This is a genomic window from Bacillus sp. NPDC057893 (genome assembly GCF_042796455.1).
Taxonomy (GTDB): domain Bacteria; phylum Bacillota; class Bacilli; order Bacillales; family Bacillaceae_G; genus Bacillus_A.
Map to the genome: position 1 here is coordinate 12731 of NZ_JBHVNG010000011.1, position 22634 is coordinate 35364.

Consider the following 22634-nt stretch of genomic DNA (forward strand, 5'->3'; position numbering starts at 1 on the left):
GTTCTGGTGCAAAGATTGTATTTATTTGAAAGAGGTATATAGATTCCTAATGGAATCTATTCTTATGCAGACATTCCGAATAGTTGATGAATAAACTTCACTTCATTTTGGACAGACTTGTCCCGTAAAATAAGTTGGCCTTTTTTAATGATATGCATCGCTTCTATTCCTGAAAGAATAGATTTAGCTGTACGAAAAGAGTTCAATCCTAGCATTGAACGAACTCTCTTTTTAATAAAACGATGATCTTGCTCTACAATGTTATTAAGGTATTTTACCTGCCTACAGGCATCTTTTTCTCTGTCTTCAACTCTTCAATCGCTATAGGATAGACCGGGTTTTTGTCCACTGTAATCACACGGGGCTTTGAAACATGAAAAGACTGCAAAGCTTTCTTGAAAAAACGCTTTGCAGCCCTATGATCTCTTGTTTTGCTTAAATCAAAATCAATTGTATATCCTTTTGAATCAACAGCACGATATAGGTACATCCATTGACCTTTGACTTTCACATACGTCTCATCGACTCGCCAAGAATCATTGGTTGACTTAAGATGACGTCGTACTCGCTTATCTAATTCGGGACCATATTGATGAACCCATCGCATGATAGTTGTATGAGCCAGGGATAGCCCGCGTTCTTCCATCATTTCGACTAAATCACGAAAACTGAGGTTGTACCGTAGGTACCATCTCACGGTTAATAAAATAATATCCGATTGATAATGTTTCCACTTGAATAGATTTTGCTTTTCCATACCAATCACATCCTTTTTTAGAGTAATAGTATCAGTATGTCCAAGTCTGAAAGACTTTTTTTAGATATTTTGAAGTTTTTGCACCAGAACGATTTAAGGTATCTATTTTAGATAATAATATGTCACTTGTCTTTTCCATTTCGAATCTCCTTCAAAAATTAATTATAGCCACACTTATATTATAGCAAGGCTCTACATGCTTCCCTATAGATACGACAATTTTTAGGGAAGCTTGACGAAGAACTAATGGAATCTTAGAACAGGTGCAAACAAATAGATACATAAACAATTTTAGTTATATAAAAATTATACAACTAAAAGAAATATTATTGAAGTATTGTTACTGTGCCTGAAAGTTCAAAGTATTTTCCAATAAATAAAGGAGATTCTAAAATAAAAATCCCAATTTCTCTGCATTAAAATTGAGAAATTGGAATTTAATTATTCAACAATAGTGCCTGATTGTTGAGGATTTTTATTTAAAACAGATAACTTATTAATAAACCTGCTGATAACAAGAAGCCAAAAACTGTATTTGTCATCGCTGTTGATTTCATTGCTATGCGCATATATTGAGGATCCTTTACTCCTTTTTGAAAACCTTGAATTGCAGAGAATGGCATTTTAAAACCTAAGAACATAATTAATGTCCAAGGGCTTACATATCCCATCAAAACAATCACTGCAATCCATCCATAGGAAATTAAAAAGACGACAGCTAGTGCTATCCCGACTATAGATAATAAGAACTTATGAGTTGGCGAAATGATACCAGCATACTTACCAATCTTGCTAAACGATCAAAATAAATATGAGTATGCATGTATAATTTCTAATGGCAAATTAGTTGGGTACACATATAAAAAAAACCTGAGTGTTAAGTGGGTATAATTCTGTCAATCTACACACTCACAAAAAACAGATCAAATATCATTTTGAATTTGATCTGTTTTTTATTTACATAAGATGTCTTCTGTTAACAAAAGATAAATAACTTGAAAATTTTAATTCTTTTTACAAATAACTCACAAAATTAACATATTTTAAATTTATTGTTATATATGTTGATTATTTTATATGGATAGTTTTTTTATAATTATTACATCACAGGAGGTTTTTCAATGGATATGGATACTTACTATTGGGAAATGGTAAAAAAGAACATTGGTGTCTATTCAAAAGCAGAACAAGAATGTCTTAGGAATAAAAGAGTAATTATCATTGGATTAGGGGGAGTAGGAGGTTATGAAGCCATCCTTTTTTCTAGAATGGGGGTTGGACATATTACAGGAATCGATCCAGATGAATTTGAAATATCTAATATAAACAGACAAATGTTAGCGCTTTCTAGTGTGGTAGGAAAACCAAAAGCAAAAGTTGCTGAACAAGTTGTAAAAGATATTTATCCTTATATCTCAACAAACTTTATACAAACAAAAGTAGATGAAGACAACGTGGTGGAATTAATGAAGGGTCATGATATTGTGGTAGAAGCAGTGGATGATATGCCTTCTAGGGTCATTATACATAGAACAGCTAGAGAATTAGGGATACCGAGTGTAGGTATGTCAGGGAGTCCTCCTACAAGAGGATTTGTTTCTACATTCTTTCCAACTGGGATTCCATATGAAGAGGCCTTGAATGTTTCTGTTGTAGGATCCATATTAACAGATTCAAAGTTAAGGCAGCAAATTGCTGATATTAAGAAAAAAAGAGCATGGTATTCGGTTGATAAGGGAGCGCCTGAAGAGTGGGCGAAAGATTTTTGTGAGGGAAAAGTAGGCTGGATTATTACTCCTATGCGAGCACATCTTTTATCGTTATTTAGCTTTCATGAAGCGATACAAGTGTTAACTGGTCGTGAACCTTTGGCTAGAGCACCAAAGGGCATTGTTATAGATGTAAATAGTCTCACTCCTGTTCAGATAAAAGACGCACCAGAAAATGGTTGGGATTATGCAACATTATAAGGGGGAAGCAAAATTGTTCACTGAAAATTTAAATACACAAAATATATATGAAGAAAGCTTTACACGAAATATTGGTGTAATTTCAATAGAAGAACAGAAAAAATTAAAGAATGCTCGTGTTACTGTAGTTGGTGCTGGGGGAGTAGGGGGGATTACGCTTATCCAGTTGGCACGAATGGGGATAGGGGATCTTCATGTGATTGATCAAGATGTTTTTGAAGCAAGTAATATTAATCGACAAATGCTTAGTTCTATAAGTAAGTTAGGGAAGCCAAAGGCACTTGTGGCTCTAGAAACCTTAAAAGACATTAATCCCCTACTACAGGTAAAAATAACACAAGAGTTTGTTACAGAAGATAACGCAAAAGATCTGTTAGCAAATACAGATATTATTATAGATGCAACTGATAATTTGGTAGCAAGGGTTATTATTCACCGTATGGCTCAAACTTTAGAGATTCCTTCTATTTGGATTGCTGTTACACCACCCTTTAGAGGTGGAGTCATGTCATTAACCCCTGAATCTGTACCTTATGAAATTGCGTTAGGATATCCATCTTATCAGCAAGAACTAACGCTTGAGATGCAAAACAAAATTCATGGTTTAAAAGATGGACGTGCTCTGTATTCTATTAAACATGGTGCAGATGAACAGTGGGCGAATAGCTATATAAATAAAGAGCAACCATGGGCTGTACTATCTCCTGTTGCAAACATTATAGGGATTCTAGCAAGCTTTGAAGCATTTAAGTTTATTGTAAATCGAGAAGATTTACAACCTATTATCAGTCCAAACCTTATACAGATTAACCTTTCACATCCAAATATGGTACAGGTATGTGAACCTGAAAACGACAGTTGGGATTATACAACTTTATAGAAGAGGTAAAATATATGGTTTCTTTTCTATTGTTAGGAATTATTTTTATACTTGCTTTGATTGTTAAAGATTATGCACTAGCTATTGCAGCAAGTTTATTAGGTGTTTTATTTGCTATGGGACAAAAAGCTATCTTGCATGCTATTCAGCAATATGCTTTTCCAATTGGTATTTTCTTTCTCATGTTATTTCTTTTAGTTCCCATTACATCAGGGAAGATTTTGAGCGATAACATAATGAAGTTAATTACTTCTCCAATTGGGTGGGGATCGATTTTAGCGGGGTTTATAGTGTCGTTTATAGGAGAAAAAGGAGTAGGGGTACTACCGATGAATCCAACTATATTATTGGGTGTTTTAATAGGTACTTTGATGGCTGTATTGTTTACAAAGGGGTTACCGGCGGGGTTAATTATTGCAGCTGGAATAATAGCCATCATTTCTATGAAATGAAAGGGATTTTAAAAATGAAAAAGAATTGGAAATCTATAAGTTTAATGGGTATTTTTTTCGTTCTATTACTGTCTAGCTGTTCAAATCATCAAGAAGTTTCAAAGGGGACAAAAACTTCTAAAATAATAAAAGAAGAATATAAAATTCCACTAGAAGACGAAACATTATTTTTACTTCATAAAAGTGTAAATACAAAAAAGCAATATACATCAGACGAAATCATTTTGTTTTTAGAACCATTTAGTGTTCCTACTGCAGCAGCTTTTGATGTATCAAAATATTCATGGATGGATGAGTATGCAAAAAAAGGATATGATACGTGGGCAATGGATTTTAGAGGATTTGGGCAATCTTCAAAGCCAAAAGAAATGTCAGAAGCGCCTAACTTAAATAAACCAGTCGTTCATTTAGATGATGCAACAAAAGATTTAGAAACGGTTGTGAATTGGATTAAAAGTAAAAGGAATGTAAAAAAAATTCATCTTGTTGGCTGGTCATACGGGGGAGTGGTAGCTGGAAATTATGCAATATCACATTTTGATGATGTTAATACACTTGTTTTATATGGGTACATGCATGGGTTTACGCTTCCAATGATGACAGAGCCCTTTGACAATCCGTTACAGCAGGGGGAATTCAATCCTCATGCCCCCTCTTATCAAACTGTAGACTTTGATAAAGGAATGCATCACTGGCATATGATGATGGGCGAGAAAAAAATTGTCACAAATGAAGCTATGGATTCTGTAAAAGACGTATTTCTTCACTCAGATCCAATTAGCGAGAAAAATAATGGCATCATTCGTCGACCGATGGGGCCTCTAGAAGATTTATATTCTATTTGGAATAACCGTCCTTTATATGATGCATCTCAGATTACTGCTCCTGTGCTGGTTATTTATGGAGAAGATGATTTATTTGCCGATAGAGATATGCTATCGAAATTAACTGGGACTAAGCAAAAAAAGGAAGTTGTGATTCCTAATGCAACACACTGGGCAGTATATGAAAAAAATCATGATGTTCTATTTAAAGAAGTATTGAATTTTATAGAAATGAAAGAAGGAAAAAAGGGATGAACAGAGATATAACAATCTTAGATGCTACTTTGCGAGAAGGGGAACAACAATGTGGTGTTCGTTTTTCAAAGAAAGATAAAATAACGCTGGTTCATATGCTTGAGGATTTTGGAATCCGGTTAATTGAAGTTGGACATCCTGGAATTTCTCATGAAGAAGAAGCGGTTTGCCGAGAAGTTGCGGCCGCTGCAAAACAAGCTGATATTTTAATGCATGCTCGAGCGAAAAAAGAAGAAGTTCATGCTGCATATCGAGCAGGAGCTGATTGGGTAGGGATTTGGGCATCTATTAATCCGATTTCTTTACAAACCAAGTATACAAATCGATCAAAAGATTATGTGATGAATCAAGTGAAACAAGCGATTGAAGAAGCTCGTTACTTAGGAATGAAAATCCGATTCACAATTGAAGATGCTTCCAGAACTACTTGGGAAGATATTTCTTACCTTGGAAAAATCGCATATCAAGCTGGAGCAAATCGAATTAGTTTAGCTGATACGGTGGGAATTTGGGAACCTAATGAGTGTGCAACCATAGTCAAGAAAGCGGTTGAAACATTCCCCTGTGAAATTGAAGTACACCTACATAATGATTTAGGACTAGCACTAGCGAATGCTCTTGCAGCTATTGATGCTGGTGCTTCTGTCATTGATGCAACTTTATGTGGGATTGGTGAACGGGCTGGAATTGTTGATTTACTAAATTTATCTGTTCTGTTATCACAAAAATATAATCAACACTTTCAATTGAAAATGATTCCAGAATTAACACAATCTCTTCAATTGGCTACAGGTTGTAAAGTCGATCATTGGAGACCTATTATTGGAAAAAATATTTTTACACATACAGCACCTTATCACGTAAAAGCCGTGAATTATAATGTTTTAGCATATGAAGGAGTTCAACCTGAAATGATAGGAAGAGTGAGGAAGATACAACAAAAACGGGTAGAACGAAAAGGCCCTCGCCTTTCAAAGAATTTACGCGTCAGTAAACCATTTGTAAAAGGGGCATCTGAACTTTTGTATCATAGGGATGGGCCAGGAGAACGATGGGTGCAGATGGATTATAGAACAGATGAGCGTGCTTCATTCTATGTAATACAACGTATATTCTGTAATCAGCATATGGACGAAAACTTGGAAGGTCATGTGGATTATCATGCACATCATTGTGATAGTGCTTTTGTGTTTTGGGGTAATAACATAGATGGTACAGGGCTTATATGTAAAGTGGAAATCGAGGGAGACGTGCAAACCGTTGAGAGCCCTGCATCTGTTTTTATTCCATCAGGTTTCAAACATAAATACAAGTACCTTTCAGGTGTAGGAACATACACAAACATTGTACTAGCCCCTAATTACAATTCAAGCTTGTTAGGGTAGCGCCACATCACAATCTAGCTAGGAAAAGCAAATACCCCGAAACAAGAAAATTGGCATCTCCAGGAAAAAGCTTAACTTTTTGTTTTAGGGTGTTATACAATTCTTAAGTTGAACAATTTAAGCAGCGTAGAAAGGTTTAATTTCTACGCTGCTTCTAATTGATAATAAATTTAATATTTTTCTAAATTTATTATATAAGATTTTATAGCTTGCAATAAGAATTCTTCCTGCCCCATACCAGCATCCGCGGCCATTTGAACTACTTTTTGCTTAAATTCATGATCTGCATGAAAAGTTAATGGCTCTATATTACTTTTAAAGTAAATTCTTTCTACATGTGGAAGTATCGTGCCGGATTTCATATGAGAATGTAAGTATTTAATCTCTTCTTGAAATTGCAAAGGCTCTACTTGTAATACGAAAGGTTTAATCTCTAATCGGATAGTATCTGATGAAATATTCAATCGCATATTTGTGACACCAAGCTCTTTATAAAATAAGTTTATTAGATTATAAGTGATGGAATTAAATAGTTGGGGTTTTTTAAATGAGAAAGATAAATACCGGTTCTGTTGCAAAAACTTAAGGACAATTGCAATGAATCTATAAATCTTGGACATACTGTTACTATTACTTTAAAAAGGGTGCGTGATTGGTATGGAAAAGGAAAATGTATTCAAATGGAAGCATTATCAGCCTGATATTATTTTGTTAACGGTAAGATGGTACCTACGGTACAACCTCAGTTTTCGTGATTTGGTGGAAATGCTAGAAGAACGGGGTTTATCCATTTCTCATACAACGATTATGCGTTGGGTTCATCAGTATGGTCCTGAATTGGACAAACGAATTCGCCGTCACCTCAAACAAACAAATGACTCTTGGAGAGTCGATGAAACATATATCAAAGTAAAAGGTCAATGGATGTATCTGTATCGTGCTGTTGATTTGAAAGGAAACACAATTGATTTTTTCCTTAACAAAACAAGAGACCAGAAGGCTGCAAAGCGCTTTTTCAAGAAAGCCTTGCGGTCTTTTCATGTTTCAAAGCCACGTGTTATAACAGTCGATAAGAACCCGGCTTATCCTATAGCAATTGAACAGTTGAAAAAAGAAAAAAGCATACCTGATGGTATGCAACTTAGACAACAAAAGTACTTGAATAACATAGTAGAACAAGATCATGGCTTTATAAAGAAGCGAATCCGTTCTATGCTAGGGTTCAAATGTTTTGACACAGCTACATCCATTCTTTCTGGAGTAGAAGCCATGCATATGATTAAAAAAGAGCAGCTTGATTTACGGGACCAGTCTGTCCAAAATCAGAAAGAATTCATCCATCAATTGTTTGGACTTGCAGCATAAGATACGATTCCGTTAGGAATATATGTGCTTTATTCTCCTATATTTTATTTTTGCACCAGAATCACAATAACTTTTATGAACTATTAATACTTCATAAAAGTTATTGTAAATTTTGTGAATGAGTGTTTTTGGCTTTCTACTTTAATAAATCCATGATGAGCTTCGATAATTGATTTTGCTAGTGCTAAGCCAATTCCAATGGACCCTTCTTTATTAGAATTTTTTGTTTTGTAAAATCTATCGAATATATATGGCAAATCTTCTGAGGCAATACCTTCACCAAAATCTTGAATTATAATTTCAGTATGAATAGGAGAGTTTGTGACTTCAATATAAATGGAACCATTCTCATTTGAATGTTCAATAGAATTCTTTAAAATATTTAATAAAGCTTCTTGCATCCAAATACTGTCATGGAAAAGTGATATTTTTTCATTGGTTTTTAAATGTATGTTCATATTTTTTTTATTTAATTTACTGTTCAAACTAGCAATGACCTCATAAATTGTATCAATAATATCAGAGTTTTCTTTTTCAAATAGTATTGCCCTAGCATCTATTTTTGAAACTTTTAATAAATTATGTATTAAAAAGCTGATTCTTGAAATTTGAACATCATTATTGTGTAAAAAATGATGTTGCTGTTCATTTAATTTACCTTGTAATAAGATATCGTTGTTCACTGTTAGTGTTGAGAGTGGTGTTTTTAGTTGATGAGAAATATCTTGTAAAGTTTGAATTAAAAATTGTTTCTCTTCCAATAAATTATGCATACTTTTTCTAATAACATTTTTCAGTTTATGAAAAGAATTAGCAAGTTTAGCTAGATCTCCTTCTCTATTTTCCTTGATATCAATGGTGTAATCACCTTCAATAATTTTATTCGCTGCAGCTGTTACATTTCTAATTTTTAAGAAAAAAGATTTATATTGTAAGTAATTTAGAAAAATTAGGATTAAACTGAACCCTATTGCTCCAAGGAACATGTATATATTGTTTTGGGATATATGTTTATTTAAATAAGGAAAAAGTCTTGAATCCAATTCAGCAGATAGACCATATTGATTTAATAGCATTTCTCCATCACTGGAATAATCTTTTTTATTCGCTGTATCATTTGTAAGTGCTTGTATTATTTCGTATTCATTTTCTGGGTTTTGTGCAATAAGTTTTCCGGTAATTTCACTCCAAATAGTAATATAATCATTTTTTAAATGATCATATAGAATATGAACTGTGATAACTTGATATATAATAAATAAAAAAGAGATTAATGCTAATGTAAGTATATTAATTTTTATTTCTCGATTTATCATTAAATTACTCCTTACTGACGTCTTTATTCCAATAATATCCGAGACCTCTTTGTGTGATTATGCAGTTAGGGTTTTGTGGAGTATCCTCAATTTTACTTCTTAATCTTTTTACATAAACAGAAAGAGTATTTTCATCGAAAAACACTTCACTTTCATCTGCTATTTTTTTCAATATCTCATTTCTTTGTAATACTTTATGAGGATTTAGCATTAACGTTAATAAGAGTTTGTATTCTAAATGCGTTAAATTTATACTTTTCTCATGCTTAAAAGCTCTGGCCGCTTCAACTTCAAGCTGTATATTTCCAGACCTCAATATAGTATTAGAAGCTGTTTTAATTTTTTTTCTTAATTGTACCTTTACTCTAGATAATAGCTCTTTTACCCTGAAGGGTTTTGTTATATAATCATCTCCACCAATTTCAAGGCCCATTACTACATTTGCTTCCTCATCTAGTGCTGTGAGAAAAATAATAGGTATATCACCTTTTCTTTTAAGATAGGTACATAAATCATACCCATTTCCATCTGGGAGTCCAACATCCAATATAGCTAAATCAAATTTATTATTTTCGTATTGGTCTTTTGCATCTTGTACAGTAGAAACTCTTATAACCTCAAGCCCTTCTCCTTTTAGAGTAAACTCAATAGCCATTCCTAGATCGTTATCGTCTTCAACGAATAATAATTTATCCACAGTCTCTCTCCTCATTTGTCTTTGATTATTGAAGTATTTTAGATTATGACAGTTATTTTACACGTTGATTGGCTAATTTAAAATAGTCTAGTATGGAAATGGACTTTTAGAGGCTTTTCTGAGTATAAGCATAATACCCAAATCGGCTTTCAGCTTTTCAGCACATAATGAGATACAACAATTACTTAAAGCATAATATTTACGTAATTCATACATATTCTTGCTTATATTTTGAAAAACCTTGTAATAGAGTCCTGTTGAATTTGTACGCCTTTATAAAATCAGTAATGTTTTATTTAAGTTATCTTATACAAAAATGTTAAATGAAAATTGGATTCGCATTAATTATGTAAATGAATTCAAAAAAACAGATTATTGGGGATAATAGCTAAATGGCAGTGGATTTTCGAGAATTTGAAAAGTATGTGTGTACTTAAATAAGTGTATTAAAGCCATTTAATTGTACAATTTTAAAATATATCTTGATCAGAGTTACGAGTATATAAAAAGTTAGATTTAGTAATCTTACTAAACTGTAAGATTAAAGTATATATAGTAAGACAAGAGTCATTCAATTAGCAAGAAAAGACGTCTATACTGAAGGTAATCATTTTTTATTAACAATTGTAGTATTTTAAGCTTTGGTCATATAAAAAAACTACTGTTTTAATCTAAAATTTAACACAGCATTTAAGGAGGAAGAAAATGAAAAAGATAATAGTATTTCTAGCAGTAACAGTAATTTTTATAGGTATAGGATTTGCTGTAAATCGATATATAAATGGTCCCTCACAACCAGTAAACGGTATCATGGTATCGGGAACAAAAGAAAATATATCTGCTGTTAAAAATCTGTATAAAGATCAAAACGTACAAACAGCAGATTATAGTTATAAATTGGTCACAGAATTAATAAAACAAGAACTCACTACCGAACAGAAAGAAGAGATTAAGAAAGAATGGAAAGAAAAAGAAGAAAATATGACTGAAGAAGAGATGGACAAGGAAATTGATAAATCATCTGTTAGAAAGAAACAATATGCGGTAATTACAAAATCTACAGCTGAAAAATTCTTAAAAAAAGGTATTGTAAGAACGCCCTTATCAAAAGAAGATAGCTCAATGACTTCAACCCCGGTAAAAGAAATAAAAGAATTAGCGAGTGAAAAAAACTTATTTTACAGAAAAAAGGAAGAACCTGGGGAGATACAGGATGGGAAATTAAATTTAAATGGACAAATGATACCTGTTCAACATATCGAACAAAATAATTGGATTGGCTATTTTTCATCACCCATAGTGATTGTTAATGAGGAAACATATAAACAATTACAAGAAAAAGAAGTAAACCTTTCGTTAATTCAGTTTGCAAAAGAAAATTTTGATTATAAAAATAAAAACAAGATAAACAAGGTGGTCGAAAACATTTCAGAAGTGTATGAAGTAAAAGACGAGAATGGTGACTACGATAAGGATAAACTCTATTTTGTAGAGATTCAAAATTAATCTATGAAAAGGATGGGCTTTATGGAGGTTGTTAAATTAGAAAATGTAGTAAAAACATATGGAGAGGGAGAAACGCAAGTACAGGCGTTAAAAGGAATTAATCTTTCCATCCATAGGGGAGAATTCGTAACCATAGTTGGAGCGTCAGGCTCTGGTAAAAGTACGTTATTGCATATTTTAGGAGGGCTGGATCGTCCGAGTTCAGGAAATGTGTTTATAGGAGGCGAAAATATATACAATTATAAAGATAATGAACTTTCTATTTTTCGCCGAAGAAAAGTTGGCTTTATATTTCAGTTTTTTAATTTGATTCCTGTCTTGAATGTACAAGAAAATATTGCTTTGCCAGCCCTATTGGACGAGGAACAGGTAGATGATCATTACCTGGATGAAATTATACGAACTCTAGGGTTAAATGAAAGACGAGATCATTTGCCTTCTGAATTATCAGGTGGTCAACAACAAAGGGTATCTATTGGTAGATCTCTTATAAATAAACCCGATATTATTTTAGCGGATGAACCTACTGGAAATTTAGATACAAAAAATACAAAAGAAGTGTTGAATTTATTAAAAGTAACGGCTAAAAAATATAATCAGACGGTGATTTTAATTACCCATGACCCTGCTATCGCATCAAATTCTGATCGAATAATAACCATTGAAGATGGAATGATTATTTCAGATAAACAATTAGTACAAAATCATGCAAACTGTGGAGGGGAGGAATATTGATTCGTAGTTACAAACAGTTAAGTCAAAAATATCTCAGGAGTAATATCAAACGTACTTTGCTAACATTAACAGGGATTATTTTAGCATTGGCGCTAATAACAACGATTGGACTGTTTTTTAATAGCGGATACACTTCGGGAATTGAAAATGCTAAAAAAGGTTCTATGGGTTCCGCAAATATTTCAGTTGAAAATTATAATCAAAAGCTTTTCAATATGATAAAAAGTAATCCCAATATATCTTCTTATGGCATTATATCTTCAGGAGAGACGTTCCATTTTGATGAGATAGCTGTCTCTTATATGTATGCAGATCATCAAGCATTAAAGTTTTTAAAGTCTAGTATTCCTGTACAAGGTAAGCTACCTTCAACTGAAAATGAGGCTGTTTTGGAAAAATGGATGCTACCTTACTTCGGGCCTAATCTTAAATTAGGCGATATGTTTACTATTCATGAAAAAAAATATAAACTTGTTGGTTTGCTAAATGATTCTAGTAGTACTAAGGGAAACAAAACAGGCCAATTATGGACATATAAAAATAAGTTTAAAGTTGGAGAAGGTAGCGTATTGATTGAATTGAATAAGTACGCAAACTTTGATGAAGTTGAAAATCAATTTAAATTATTGACGGATAAAGAAAATATAAAAGTGAATGTCGAATTAAAGAGAGCCTTAAAGCCTAGTGTGGAGATCATGGTGGCAGCCGCTATTAGTATTGGGATTGTTGTGATTTCTACGATTGTTATTATTTACAATGCATTTCAAATTAGTATAGTAGAGCGAATGAAACAGTTTGGGTTATTGAGAAGTATAGGAGCTACCAAAAAACAAATTAGAAAAATTGTGATAAGAGAAGCAACATTTCTTTCTATTATTGCTATCTTTTTTGGGGTTTTGTGCAGTATATTAGTAGTCTTTTTACTTAATCAAGTACTGATAAACGTACTTAAAAATTCTATGGGATATACAATTAAATTAGATTGGTTAATTATATGTGTAAGTTCTTTAATTACATTGATAACTGTCTATATTTCAAGCTATTTTCCTGCTTTTTTTGCAGGTAGAATTTCACCGTTACTGGCCGTAAGTAGCCGATTAGCTATAAAAAAAGATAAAATAAAGAAAAAAAAGGGAACAAAGCTAAAGAAACCACTATCTTTTCCGTTAAGTATGGCATTAAAAAATATACAAAGGAATCCCAATAGATATACAGTTACAATTTTGTCTATTATTATAAGTAGTGTACTGTATATCACGTTTACGTTTCTCATAGATACTGTCATTCAGCGTAAACAACCGGAAATTCAAGCTCTAAAATCGGACATATCAGTTTCGGTTAATTCGAATTTAGACAGGCCTAGTATAGATCGTATGAGTCGAAATCTTTATAAAATTAATAACGTAGAGAAGCTGTACAAGCAATATCAGGCACATGATTTTTATACGAAAGTACCAAAAAATAAACAAATTAAAGAATTACAAGGAAATGAATCGCTGTATCAAAAAGTAAAATATAATAATCAAACTGTAGAAGTTATGAAAACACAAATAAAAGCATACGATGAGAGTAGTTTAAAGAAACTAGCTGAAAATGTAACTAGTGGAAGGATTGATATTTCAAAATTAAATCGTGAAAAAGAGGTTATTTTAGTAAAACAAGCTGCATCAAATGATATGAATACAAGTAAAAAATATATAGGTTCTCTAAGCACTTTTCAGGTAGGGGATGAAATCCAAATAACAAGTCAGCAGGAAAGAAAATCTACAGAGGAAATCTCCTACAATGAAGAAAAACTAGAAGTTTTAAAAATAGCTGCAATTGTAGAATTGGATATTTTTAATATGAGCAGAGTGATGGATACCATAACTTTTATTACTAGTGAACAAATAGCCGAATATATTACACCATCTCCACAAAAATTAACAGGTTTTGAAATTGATTTAGAGAATCAATATCAGGCTGATGCTACAATTTTAGATATACAAAAGAAACTCGGTGGAGATGCATCTATAGATGTAAAAAATAATATTGTTCAAAGTAATTTCCATAAAGATAATATACTTTATATAAAAATATTAGGGTACGGATTTATAGCTGTTATTACACTGATTGGTTGTGTGAATATTTTAAATACCATTACAGTCAGCATCATTATGAGAAGAAAAGAACTAGCTGCTTTAAAATCGATTGGTATGTCGCAAAAGGATTTGAAAAAGATGGTTATATATGAAGGACTCCTGTACGGTTTCTTTGGAAGCATACAAGGGATCTATTTCGGTTGTATGCTGTCGTATATTCTTTATGTAGCACTTTCAAATACGGTGTCGTTTGAATGGATTATTCCTTATCAATCTAGCTTCATCACATTTATAACTGCACTGTTGATTAGTTATGTATCGGTACTAATTCCGCTTCGGAAAATTAGAAAGGATAACGTTATAGATGTAATTAGAGAAGAATAGCAGTAGTCATAACAATATGTGATTCTGAGGTTCAGCCGAGATACGTGTAAAAGGGTTCGTAATCTGTATTATATTTCTATTATTGGTTTTTTAGCTAAAAATAGCTGCCTCACGATTAACAAATAGCTGATTACCTAAATGCTATAAGGCCCGACACGACCGAGAAAAGAAAATTGTACGTTTAGGGGTTCAGCCACATTGCTATCAACCTAACAGAACGGGTTGCCCCAAAAACGATAAAAATGAACTTCATTGCTATAAATGACTCTAATTTTTCGTTATGGGGCAAATATTATATAAAATGATATCGAAAATAATAGATATGTCTGAATCACTTGGATGAAATCACTAGTTTCAAAAAAGCCTTCACGCAATGATGATTGCATGAAGGCTTTTGATGTTATCTTATTTTTTTGTCTCGTTGACCCATGTAATAATGTCCTGGATGACGTACTCGGGAACATTAGCAGGGATTTCGTATTCACTAGGAAGACTTAATTCTCCATCTCCCTCCGTGAAGAAATGATTCAATTTCGGGTATTCTTTGAACTGAACATTCCTGCGGTTTGAAAGTCCTTCCTGCCATTTTGTATATTCATCTTTTACTGTTACTTGATAATCGCGTGCCCCTTGCAGAATCAGTAAAGGCTCTTTTCGTGATTTTGCCTCTTCAACTGGACGCCACCTAGAAACATCATACATAAAATGGGGCGACCCAAAATTGTAGCCAGCTGGAGGATGGTCTGGATCAAAAGTAGGATCCTGGATAAATGCGACCTGTCTTTTTAGTTCATCGATTACTTCCTTTGGCGCCCCAAGGTATTGATTCTGATCAATGGCAATGTCAGTCAAAGGGCGTGCAGGTGGTGCGAGTAAGATACTTCCTCTGACAAGTGAGGAAGGTGCTTTGCTCAGTATACGCGGCATTGTGCCAGCTCCTAGGCTATGTCCAAGAATGAAAATATTATTTGGATCAATACCTTCCTGCTGGGCTGCTGATTTTGCTGCATATATGGCATCATCTGTAGTATCACGGTCTAACGTACCAGGTTCTGCACTCATCTTTAACGCGTGTTCTAAGGTGCGTTTTTCATAGCGTAACACTGCAATTCCGTTGGATGAAAGGCCCACCGCAAGGTCTCGTAAGATTTTTGTTCCCAGATATGTACTATCGCGATCATGGATGCCAGCACCATGAACAAGAACAACTACGGGTACCTTTTCTCCAGGTTTATGTTTCGGAACCGTTAATGTGGCTGGTAACGGATATGTAGAATTTCCAATGACGATTTCACGTTCTTGATAGGAAGCAGGTTGATCATAGCTAGGATGCGGGATGGTATAAGATTCTGGAGGCATCCTTACCCCAACTTCATCTACTTTTCCACCAGGTGTAAATTTAAGGAGTAGCGGCATGGTAGTTCCTTGGGTAGTTCTTGGAATTTCCACCGTCTGATGGACCAAGTTTCGTTCTTTTATCACGGGGGTTCCCATGCTTTTTATCCCGCTCCAGTCACTTTGTGTCCACCAGTTTTGTAATGTGTTTGCTGTAAACTTGGATTGAAAAGCAGCAGAAGTCAACTGGAGTGCCTCTGCATACTTACCTTGCTGGAGATATTCAAAAAATAATGATGTACGCTCCGTTAAAGAGAGTAGTTTCTTTTTTTTAGATTGTTCCTCGCGTGTATCTGCGTGAATAGCTGTTGTAAGCGGGAAAGATAAAACGCCTAAAGAAAAGAGTAGGGTAAAGGTAAGTGCTGATTTTTGTATTTTCTTTTTTTTATTCATGTTTTAACCTCCAATATGTTATGATAAAAAACAGTTATGGTAATTAGGGTTCTGGTGCAAAAACTTCAAAATATTTGCAAGTAATCTCCAAGACTTGGACATACTGATATTATTACTCTAAAAAGCCGTAGATTTCTCCTTTTTCCACATGCATATTAACCCCAGAAATAATCTTTCTTCCTTCACTTTATATTTTGATTATACGAAACAAAGCTCTCGTTTTTCTTACTTGATACTTACAAATTCCTTAAGTGTATAAAATTTTTGTTTTTGGGATATCTTAAAACCTTAGCTTGATGGATATGTGGTGCTACCCTATCGTTATCAAGCTAATAAAAAGAAATGCCACCCTAAAATGAAAAAATACGCTATTCTTTCTGTAGAATCATAGGAAAGGATGGCGTTTTTTATGTCTGTTTCTGTGTCTGACGAATTGCACCTATTTGCTCAAGAGATTCAAAGTTTTTTATCTCCAAATACCTTACGGGATCTTGCTAGAGATATTGGTTTTGTACAACGAAGCAGTAAGTATCAAGCAAAAGATTTAGTAGCTTTATGTGTATGGGTGAGCCAAAATACTATGACTTCTTTAGCTCAGTTATCTAGCTGTTTAGAAGCATCAACAGCAGTACTTATCAGTCCTGAGGGACTGAATCAACGATTTAATAAGGCGGCCGTCCAACTTTTACAACACCTACTGGCCGAACTACTAAGCAAAAAATTGTTCGCATCTATGCCGATTTCTTCTCCATACACTTCTGTTTTCAAGTGTATTCGTATTTTAGATTCAACTGCATTTCAACTCCCGGATGTATGTTCATTCGTTTATCCAGGTGCAGGAGGATGCAGCTATACAGCTGGGATAAAAATTCAACTTGAGTATGATTTGTTAAGTGGACAGTTCCTTCATATTCATACAGGTCCAGGTAAGCAACATGATCGCACTTACGGCTCTCTGTGTGCACCAACTGTGATTGTGATGTGGCGGTATCCCTACAGCACTATATAGCCTAATGCCAATGTTCAATAATCCAAGTGAAAGAAAGCCTTTCCATACAGTGGGCATTTAAAGCTTCTTCTTTTTAGTTATCAAAAAGAGGCCAAAAGAGAGTTAGGAATTAAACATAACATTATTATGAAAGTATTATATAGTACCTTTTCTTCCTTTTAGAAAAGGTTAGCTCCTCACTTCACCCAAGCCAAAAACCTCACACCCAAAAACAAAGGATAACTAAATTATCAAACTCATATAAAGTTTCAATCTTGTCTAAACACCCATTAGGATATACAACTGATCATCTATTTTTCTTTACATAATCTCCAGATACAGTCCATATCAACTATAGATTCTTGTCTTATGCTAAATGTAGTTCCAAACAAAACAAGGAGGTAATGAAAAATGATTAAAACATTATTAGCAGGAGCACTTTTAAGTACAGGATTGGTAGCGGGAGGTGCAGTAGGTGCAGATGATACGAAAATGGACAATTTAAAATCGAATGAAGATAGTTCAAATCAAGTAATTACACAGAGTGCAGATGGAACAACGCCTTTCTCACAAAACTTTGATGCACCTAAAGATGGAGTGCCAGCAACTCCTAAAGGAGATGCAAAAACTGTTGAAAGAACAGAAGGTACAGGTTCTCAAGAAGGAAAAATGGTACCAACAAAAGAAGGTACAGATTCTCAACCTGGATTTGAAATGGGAGCCCCTGAAAAACCAGAACATGCAAAAACTGTTGAAAGAACAGAAGGTACAGACTCTCAAGAAGGAAAAATGGTACCAACAAAAGAAGGAAAGTAAATAATATATAGTTATAACGAAGAGCATCCAAAAAGTGGTGCTCTTTTTATATGATAGGGATCAACTAGTTTTACTCAATATAGAACTGTAGGAGGAATTGAGGCTAGAACATGGGGTACTGTCTCTTCAAATCATGGTGTTTGGAGCAATAGTTTTGGTGGTAACGTCACAACACAAATATTTTAATTTACGTTTCATTATTTGCAACAGAACCAAAAAATCGCAAAGAGTGTATAAGGGGGGTTACAAGGATCTAGTGCAAAAAAGGATACAGTTCAAATATAAAGTTTCTAGCTTCATTCTGCTTATAGCACACGATTCCTATCCATCAAAATCTTTATACAATCTTTATTTTATCTTTCGTTTTATTTAATAATTAGTATCTATAATGAGTAATCGGTGTATAAGGATTTCTATTTTTACTAGAAAAAAGTAAGGAGGATGTATATGAAAATCAAGACAAAGTTTTTACCAGTTGTCCTAGCACTCAGTACAATGGTTACTGGAAGTACAGTATTTTTTTATTCAACAGTTCATGCGGCTACAGAACCTGTAGTACAAAAAAATATCCAAAAGGTCATAGATTTTAATCGTTCGGCCGATAAACCTCTTGCCACTGCTTGGGGAAACAAATTCTATAATCAGTGGATTCCAAACGTTAGTAGTGCAGAGAAAAAAGAATTCGTGTCATATACGGATCTAGGATATTTTCATTTAAATGCTTATCTTCAGGAGAATAAAGGTCAATTACCAGGAAAAGATATTGAAATGGAACAAAAAATAAAGCATTTAGATCGAGCATTTAGTGTGTCCAGTGTACCTGATAACATAGTGGTATATCGTAGGAGTAATGAAAGTGCGTTTGGCTTAGAGAAAGGCACGCTTATAAAAGATAATAAACTGAATAAACAAGAATTTTTAAAATTTAAAAATAAATTCTTAGGGAAATATCAAACAGATTATACGTATATGAGTACATCTATTCTTAAAGATGCTTCAGAAAGCTTTAGTGGGCGACCTATTTTAATCCGTTTAACGGTACCTAAGGGAAATCATGGAGCATATCTTGCTTCGTTAAGCCCATCTCCATGGGAAATGGAGATGTTATTGCCGAGAAATACGACCTATAAAGTTAATGGTATTTCATACGTTAAAAATGGTAATAGCAATTATGTACTAGTTGATGCTTCTATCATGAAAGCTTAACTTAATCGAATCCATAATATAGTTCTTTTGTTAAATTTTCGAAATTAAATAAAATCCCAAAAAACAAAATGAGGATAATGATGTATGGGAGACTCCTAGATACCATTATACCAGACTTATAGAAATGCACTAATAGAGTAGACTCTATCGGGATGGTTCACTCGTGAAAATAAAGACACCATGGAATTTACGCAATTAAAAATCGGGTTTTCTAGAATATATTTATTAAACATACAATTTTCTTTTGTAGGTCGTGTCGGGCCTAAATAGGTCTATGAATTTGGGATAGTTTAGGGGATTACTAATAGTTGTTGTAATTCCTAGTACACCGAAAAGACTTCGTCTTCGCTTAGAAAACTTTGCAACAGAAACATATATTTTATCTTAAGGTTAAATTTTCTTTTTAGTTATGGAACAAAGTTGTTACTCAAATTGTCTATTAAGTGTAAGGGTGAAGACTGGATACCTTGCATCTAATTTAATATTTATTGTAAGTGTTAAAAGTCTGAAAGGAATGATCATTTTGAAAAGTACAAGGATACTACAAATAGGAATGTGTGTTGGCGTCGAAAAGGATGGGAGTGAAAGATATCCTAATATTTTATATGTGAATAGGATTTGATAATTATATCTTATTTCTATTATATTATATTATATTAGAATGATGATTATGTGAGTAGAAAGATATTGGGGGTAACAGAAATGAAAGGGATTTTTTGCAAGAGGTTCATTACGATAGTAACAGTGCTTACACTCGCTTGTAGCATGTTTGTTACATATGGAAGTGTATCAGCAGAAACAGGATCTGCTTTAAATATTGAAGCAGGTGCAGCGATATTAGTAGAAGCAGATTCCGGGAAAATTTTGTATCAAAAAAATGCGGATGAACTATTAGCAATTGCTAGTATGACAAAAATGATGAGTGAGTACATAGTTAGTGAAGCTATAGCTAAAGGGAAACTTAAGTGGGATCAGAAAATTAAAGTTTCTGAATACGCACACGAAATTTCACAAGATCGCTCATTATCAAATGTGCCTCTAGAAAACGGTGGTTATTATACGGTAAGAGAACTATACGAGGCAATGGCAATTTGCTCTGCCAATGGTGCGACAATTGCTTTAGCTGAAGCGATTGCTGGAAAAGAAGTCGATTTCGTAAAAATGATGAACGATAAGTCGAAAGAATTTGGATTGAAAAATTATAAATTTGTAAACTCTACAGGCTTAACAAACAATGATTTAAAAGGACAGCATCCTGAAGGGACAACTCCAGACGAGAAAAATAAAATGTCTGCAAGAGATTGTGCGATTTTAGCACAACGTCTCATTCAAGATTTCCCGCAAATGTTAGATACAGCAAAAATCTCGAAAAAAACATTCCAAAAAGGGGGAAAGTATCCAATTGATATGGTGAACTCGAACTGGATGTTAAAAGGTTTAATTAAGCAATATGAAGGTGTAGATGGCTTGAAAACTGGAACAACTCCAGAAGCTGGGGATTGTTTCACTGGCACAGTAGAAAGAAACGGTATGCGTCTAATCTCTGTAGTAATTAAAGCAAACTCTCATACAGCACGTTTTGATGCAACAAAGAAATTATATGATTATGGATTTGCGAATTTTGAAGTGAAGAAGGCCTATGCAAAAGATTCAGCAGTAAAAGGACATGAAACAGTACGGGTAGAAAGTGCAAAAGGTAATGATGTAGCAGTTCAAACGAAGCAAGCTGTTTCACTTCCAATGCCAAAGGGCAGCAAAGACGTTTATAAAAAAGAATTTAAAGTATCGAATAAAGAACAAGAAGCGCCTATTAAAAAAGGTGTAACAATTAGTCAAATGATTATATCGCCTAAAGATAGTAACGATCCTGGGTTCTTATCAGGTAAATCATTACAAGTAGACCTTGTAACGAAATCTGAAGTAGAACAAGCAAATTGGTTTACACGTTTCTTTAGCGGCATGTGGAATAGTGCAGTTGATACAGTAAAAGGTTGATTTTAAGAGCTCTCCATTGTGGGAGCTCTTTCTTACGATATATTCAATACAGTTCTGTTGCAAAGTTTGAGAAAAGCATAAACAGGTTGAGAAATGTTCAGGAAGTGGCTAGTAATTGTTGGAGTTCATTGTATGTCGAAAAGGCGGAGTCTATTTGAAGGCTTCGCCTTTGTTTATATAAGGAATGAATGGTCTCAATACCTTTTATCGTACGGGAGGCATGAAGAAGATTTTGAAATCCTGCGGATTTAGCAAAACGGCTCTTTGCAAACTTCACAAGTCCGATTTTAGGTAATTTCATCTGATTGCCTATTACAGGAATGTTTCCATTTGTTTGTTTCGTCGTGTAAGATTGAATTTTATTTCGTTTGGAATTGAATCGTGGAGGATCGTTCGGTTTCTTAAAAAAACGAGAAAAAGCATCTGCTAGCTGTTTTAATGTGGATTGAAGAGCAATATTGTCTACTTCTTTTTTTATTGCGTAAGCTCGGCAGAGCAAGAATGATAGGTTAATCCTTTCCTTGTTTCTTTGGATGTACTGTTCCACATAGTAAGGAAGCGATTGAATACAAATCGACGACAACCAATCGTGTTCGGAATTAAGATTTCTTGTATTTTATTCGGGTAGATCCGAAATTTATATGCTTTATTTATTAACATTGATTGCACCTCATTTTCTAGCGTTCTTCTTAATAGTAAACAAAATAAGTAGGCTGCTGTCGGAAGGTGATAAAGGCATAGGCAGCCTGATAAACTCGTCTTTTACGAAGGTGGATATCCAATGTGTGCCCATCTGTATCTATTGAACGCATAAATAACACCATTTTCCTTTGACTTTTATATAGGTTTCTTCCAGTTTCCAAGATAGGTGTACGTTCTTCTTTTTCTTCCTCCATATTTTATAGATCAAATTTCCATATTCATGAACCCAACACATAATCGTTGTTGGATGAGCCGACACCCTACTTTCCTTGAGGGTCTCAGATACATCTCGATAGCTTAAAGAAAAACGACAGTAATAGCCCACGGCTATTAAGATAATATCTTTCTTGAATTGTTTTCCTTTAAAATATCCTATCTGTGATTCTCCACATTTTCTTTTCTGGAAGTATAGCGTAGTTTAGAAAATTTCGCATCAGAACCGAGTAGACCTTATTAAGGTGCTATATACTATTAAAAAAATAGAGGTGATTTTTTTAATAGGAAATTTCTTATATAGAAGTTTCCTATTTCT

15 protein-coding genes and 7 pseudogenes are annotated in these 22634 nt (G+C 33.8%); 13 read left to right on the plus strand and 9 right to left on the minus strand.

From position 1 onward, the window contains the following. Positions 1 to 62: 62 nt before the first annotated feature. Together ACFVQC_RS26030 and ACFVQC_RS26035 are read right to left on the minus strand one after the other, a co-directional pair. Positions 63 to 757: pseudogene (locus ACFVQC_RS26030) on the minus strand (IS6 family transposase). Positions 758 to 1236: 479 nt separating this feature from the next. Further along, positions 1237 to 1485: pseudogene (locus ACFVQC_RS26035) on the minus strand (1,4-dihydroxy-2-naphthoate polyprenyltransferase); the annotation flags it as partial. 393 nt (positions 1486 to 1878) lie between these two features. Between ACFVQC_RS26035 and ACFVQC_RS26040 the strand changes: the two are divergent. From ACFVQC_RS26040 to ACFVQC_RS26060, 5 genes are read left to right on the plus strand one after another with little or no spacing between them, the layout of a single operon-like run. Beyond that, the gene (locus ACFVQC_RS26040; RefSeq protein ID WP_377899645.1) at positions 1879 to 2727 is read left to right on the plus strand and encodes a HesA/MoeB/ThiF family protein; all 849 of its coding nucleotides are present in this window, start codon (positions 1879 to 1881) and stop codon (positions 2725 to 2727) included. Beyond that, positions 2714 to 3607: a HesA/MoeB/ThiF family protein gene (locus tag ACFVQC_RS26045; RefSeq protein WP_377899647.1), complete on the plus strand. Its 894-nt coding sequence runs from the start codon at positions 2714 to 2716 to the stop codon at positions 3605 to 3607. Before ACFVQC_RS26040 ends, ACFVQC_RS26045 begins: the two co-directional genes overlap by 14 nt. 14 nt (positions 3608 to 3621) lie before the next feature. Next, on the plus strand, positions 3622 to 4059 hold the full coding sequence (locus ACFVQC_RS26050; RefSeq protein WP_377899648.1) for a DUF441 family protein: 438 nt from the start codon (positions 3622 to 3624) through the stop codon (positions 4057 to 4059). Between the two features lie 14 nt (positions 4060 to 4073). Then, on the plus strand, positions 4074 to 5138 hold the full coding sequence (locus ACFVQC_RS26055) for an alpha/beta fold hydrolase (protein WP_377899650.1): 1065 nt from the start codon (positions 4074 to 4076) through the stop codon (positions 5136 to 5138). Continuing rightward, a complete protein-coding gene (locus ACFVQC_RS26060) occupies positions 5135 to 6523 on the plus strand; it encodes a homocitrate synthase/isopropylmalate synthase family protein (protein ID WP_377899651.1) in 1389 nt (462 codons plus the stop codon). The genes ACFVQC_RS26055 and ACFVQC_RS26060 overlap by 4 nt, the downstream gene beginning before the upstream one ends. A 170-nt stretch (positions 6524 to 6693) precedes the next feature. On the opposite strand, the pseudogene ACFVQC_RS26065 reads toward ACFVQC_RS26060, so the two are convergent. Further along, positions 6694 to 7086: pseudogene (locus ACFVQC_RS26065) on the minus strand (helix-turn-helix domain-containing protein); the annotation flags it as partial. Between the two features lie 94 nt (positions 7087 to 7180). Here ACFVQC_RS26065 and ACFVQC_RS26070 point away from each other — a divergent pair. Then, the gene (locus ACFVQC_RS26070) at positions 7181 to 7888 is read left to right on the plus strand and encodes an IS6 family transposase (protein ID WP_377899652.1); all 708 of its coding nucleotides are present in this window, start codon (positions 7181 to 7183) and stop codon (positions 7886 to 7888) included. A gap of 83 nt (positions 7889 to 7971) precedes the next feature. Here ACFVQC_RS26070 and ACFVQC_RS26075 read toward each other — a convergent pair whose 3' ends face one another. Both ACFVQC_RS26075 and ACFVQC_RS26080 read right to left on the minus strand, forming a co-directional pair. Beyond that, on the minus strand, positions 7972 to 9204 hold the full coding sequence (locus tag ACFVQC_RS26075) for a HAMP domain-containing sensor histidine kinase (protein ID WP_377899653.1): 1233 nt from the start codon (positions 9202 to 9204) through the stop codon (positions 7972 to 7974). Between the two features lie 4 nt (positions 9205 to 9208). Next, entirely contained in the window at positions 9209 to 9901 is a 693-nt protein-coding gene (locus ACFVQC_RS26080; protein WP_215553670.1) for a response regulator transcription factor, read from the minus strand. Between the two features lie 705 nt (positions 9902 to 10606). Between ACFVQC_RS26080 and ACFVQC_RS26085 the strand changes: the two genes are divergently transcribed. The 3 genes from ACFVQC_RS26085 to ACFVQC_RS26095 are packed head-to-tail and all read left to right on the plus strand — an operon-like array spanning position 10607 to position 14607. Next, positions 10607 to 11407, plus strand: coding sequence for a lipoprotein BA_5634 family protein (locus ACFVQC_RS26085; RefSeq protein WP_377899654.1), 801 nt, complete (start codon positions 10607 to 10609; stop codon positions 11405 to 11407). Between the two features lie 21 nt (positions 11408 to 11428). Beyond that, positions 11429 to 12142, plus strand: a complete 714-nt coding sequence (locus tag ACFVQC_RS26090) for an ABC transporter ATP-binding protein (protein WP_215575532.1) — start codon at positions 11429 to 11431, stop codon at positions 12140 to 12142. After that, entirely contained in the window at positions 12139 to 14607 is a 2469-nt protein-coding gene (locus ACFVQC_RS26095; protein WP_377899655.1) for an ABC transporter permease, read from the plus strand. The genes ACFVQC_RS26090 and ACFVQC_RS26095 overlap by 4 nt, the downstream gene beginning before the upstream one ends. Before the next feature lie 405 nt (positions 14608 to 15012). On the opposite strand, the gene ACFVQC_RS26100 is transcribed toward ACFVQC_RS26095, so the two are convergent. Continuing rightward, positions 15013 to 16395, minus strand: a complete 1383-nt coding sequence (locus ACFVQC_RS26100; protein ID WP_377899656.1) for an alpha/beta hydrolase family protein — start codon at positions 16393 to 16395, stop codon at positions 15013 to 15015. Positions 16396 to 16804: 409 nt separating this feature from the next. On the opposite strand from ACFVQC_RS26100, the pseudogene ACFVQC_RS26105 reads away from it, so the two are divergent. The 4 genes and pseudogenes from ACFVQC_RS26105 to ACFVQC_RS26120 form a co-directional block, all read left to right on the plus strand. Further along, positions 16805 to 17368 (plus strand): annotated as a pseudogene (locus ACFVQC_RS26105) (IS4 family transposase); the annotation flags it as partial. 426 nt (positions 17369 to 17794) lie between these two features. After that, complete coding sequence (locus tag ACFVQC_RS26110; RefSeq protein WP_377899657.1) at positions 17795 to 18199, plus strand: alpha-ketoglutarate permease; 405 nt, start codon at positions 17795 to 17797, stop codon at positions 18197 to 18199. Between the two features lie 447 nt (positions 18200 to 18646). Further along, on the plus strand, positions 18647 to 19405 hold the full coding sequence (locus ACFVQC_RS26115; RefSeq protein WP_377899658.1) for an ADP-ribosyltransferase: 759 nt from the start codon (positions 18647 to 18649) through the stop codon (positions 19403 to 19405). Between the two features lie 702 nt (positions 19406 to 20107). Continuing rightward, complete coding sequence (locus ACFVQC_RS26120) at positions 20108 to 21400, plus strand: D-alanyl-D-alanine carboxypeptidase family protein (RefSeq protein ID WP_377899659.1); 1293 nt, start codon at positions 20108 to 20110, stop codon at positions 21398 to 21400. A 97-nt stretch (positions 21401 to 21497) separates the two neighbouring features. Here the strand turns inward: ACFVQC_RS26120 and ACFVQC_RS30255 are convergent. From ACFVQC_RS30255 to ACFVQC_RS26130, 3 pseudogenes are all read right to left on the minus strand, one after another. Then, positions 21498 to 21659: pseudogene (locus tag ACFVQC_RS30255) on the minus strand (IS6 family transposase); the annotation flags it as partial. Further along, positions 21657 to 22060, minus strand: a pseudogene (locus ACFVQC_RS26125) (helix-turn-helix domain-containing protein); the annotation flags it as partial. The pseudogenes ACFVQC_RS26125 and ACFVQC_RS30255, both read right to left, overlap by 3 nt. 68 nt (positions 22061 to 22128) lie before the next feature. After that, positions 22129 to 22478, minus strand: a pseudogene (locus ACFVQC_RS26130) (IS6 family transposase); the annotation flags it as partial. Positions 22479 to 22634 lie beyond the last annotated feature (156 nt).

Excerpts from the sequence above, each read along its gene's own strand:
- ACFVQC_RS26055 (WP_377899650.1), top strand. The coding sequence starts at position 4,074 with ATGAAAAAGAATTGGAAATCTATAAGTTTAATGGGTATTTTTTTCGTT.
- ACFVQC_RS26085 (WP_377899654.1), top strand. The coding sequence starts at position 10,607 with ATGAAAAAGATAATAGTATTTCTAGCAGTAACAGTAATTTTTATAGGT.
- ACFVQC_RS26075 (WP_377899653.1), bottom strand. The coding sequence starts at position 9,204 with ATGATAAATCGAGAAATAAAAATTAATATACTTACATTAGCATTAATC.
- ACFVQC_RS26070 (WP_377899652.1), top strand. The coding sequence starts at position 7,181 with ATGGAAAAGGAAAATGTATTCAAATGGAAGCATTATCAGCCTGATATT.
- ACFVQC_RS26100 (WP_377899656.1), bottom strand. The coding sequence starts at position 16,395 with ATGAATAAAAAAAAGAAAATACAAAAATCAGCACTTACCTTTACCCTA.
- ACFVQC_RS26050 (WP_377899648.1), top strand. The coding sequence starts at position 3,622 with ATGGTTTCTTTTCTATTGTTAGGAATTATTTTTATACTTGCTTTGATT.
- ACFVQC_RS26060 (WP_377899651.1), top strand. The coding sequence starts at position 5,135 with ATGAACAGAGATATAACAATCTTAGATGCTACTTTGCGAGAAGGGGAA.
- ACFVQC_RS26120 (WP_377899659.1), top strand. The coding sequence starts at position 20,108 with ATGAAAGGGATTTTTTGCAAGAGGTTCATTACGATAGTAACAGTGCTT.
- ACFVQC_RS26045 (WP_377899647.1), top strand. The coding sequence starts at position 2,714 with ATGCAACATTATAAGGGGGAAGCAAAATTGTTCACTGAAAATTTAAAT.
- ACFVQC_RS26115 (WP_377899658.1), top strand. The coding sequence starts at position 18,647 with ATGAAAATCAAGACAAAGTTTTTACCAGTTGTCCTAGCACTCAGTACA.
- ACFVQC_RS26040 (WP_377899645.1), top strand. The coding sequence starts at position 1,879 with ATGGATATGGATACTTACTATTGGGAAATGGTAAAAAAGAACATTGGT.
- ACFVQC_RS26090 (WP_215575532.1), top strand. The coding sequence starts at position 11,429 with ATGGAGGTTGTTAAATTAGAAAATGTAGTAAAAACATATGGAGAGGGA.
- ACFVQC_RS26110 (WP_377899657.1), top strand. The coding sequence starts at position 17,795 with ATGATTAAAACATTATTAGCAGGAGCACTTTTAAGTACAGGATTGGTA.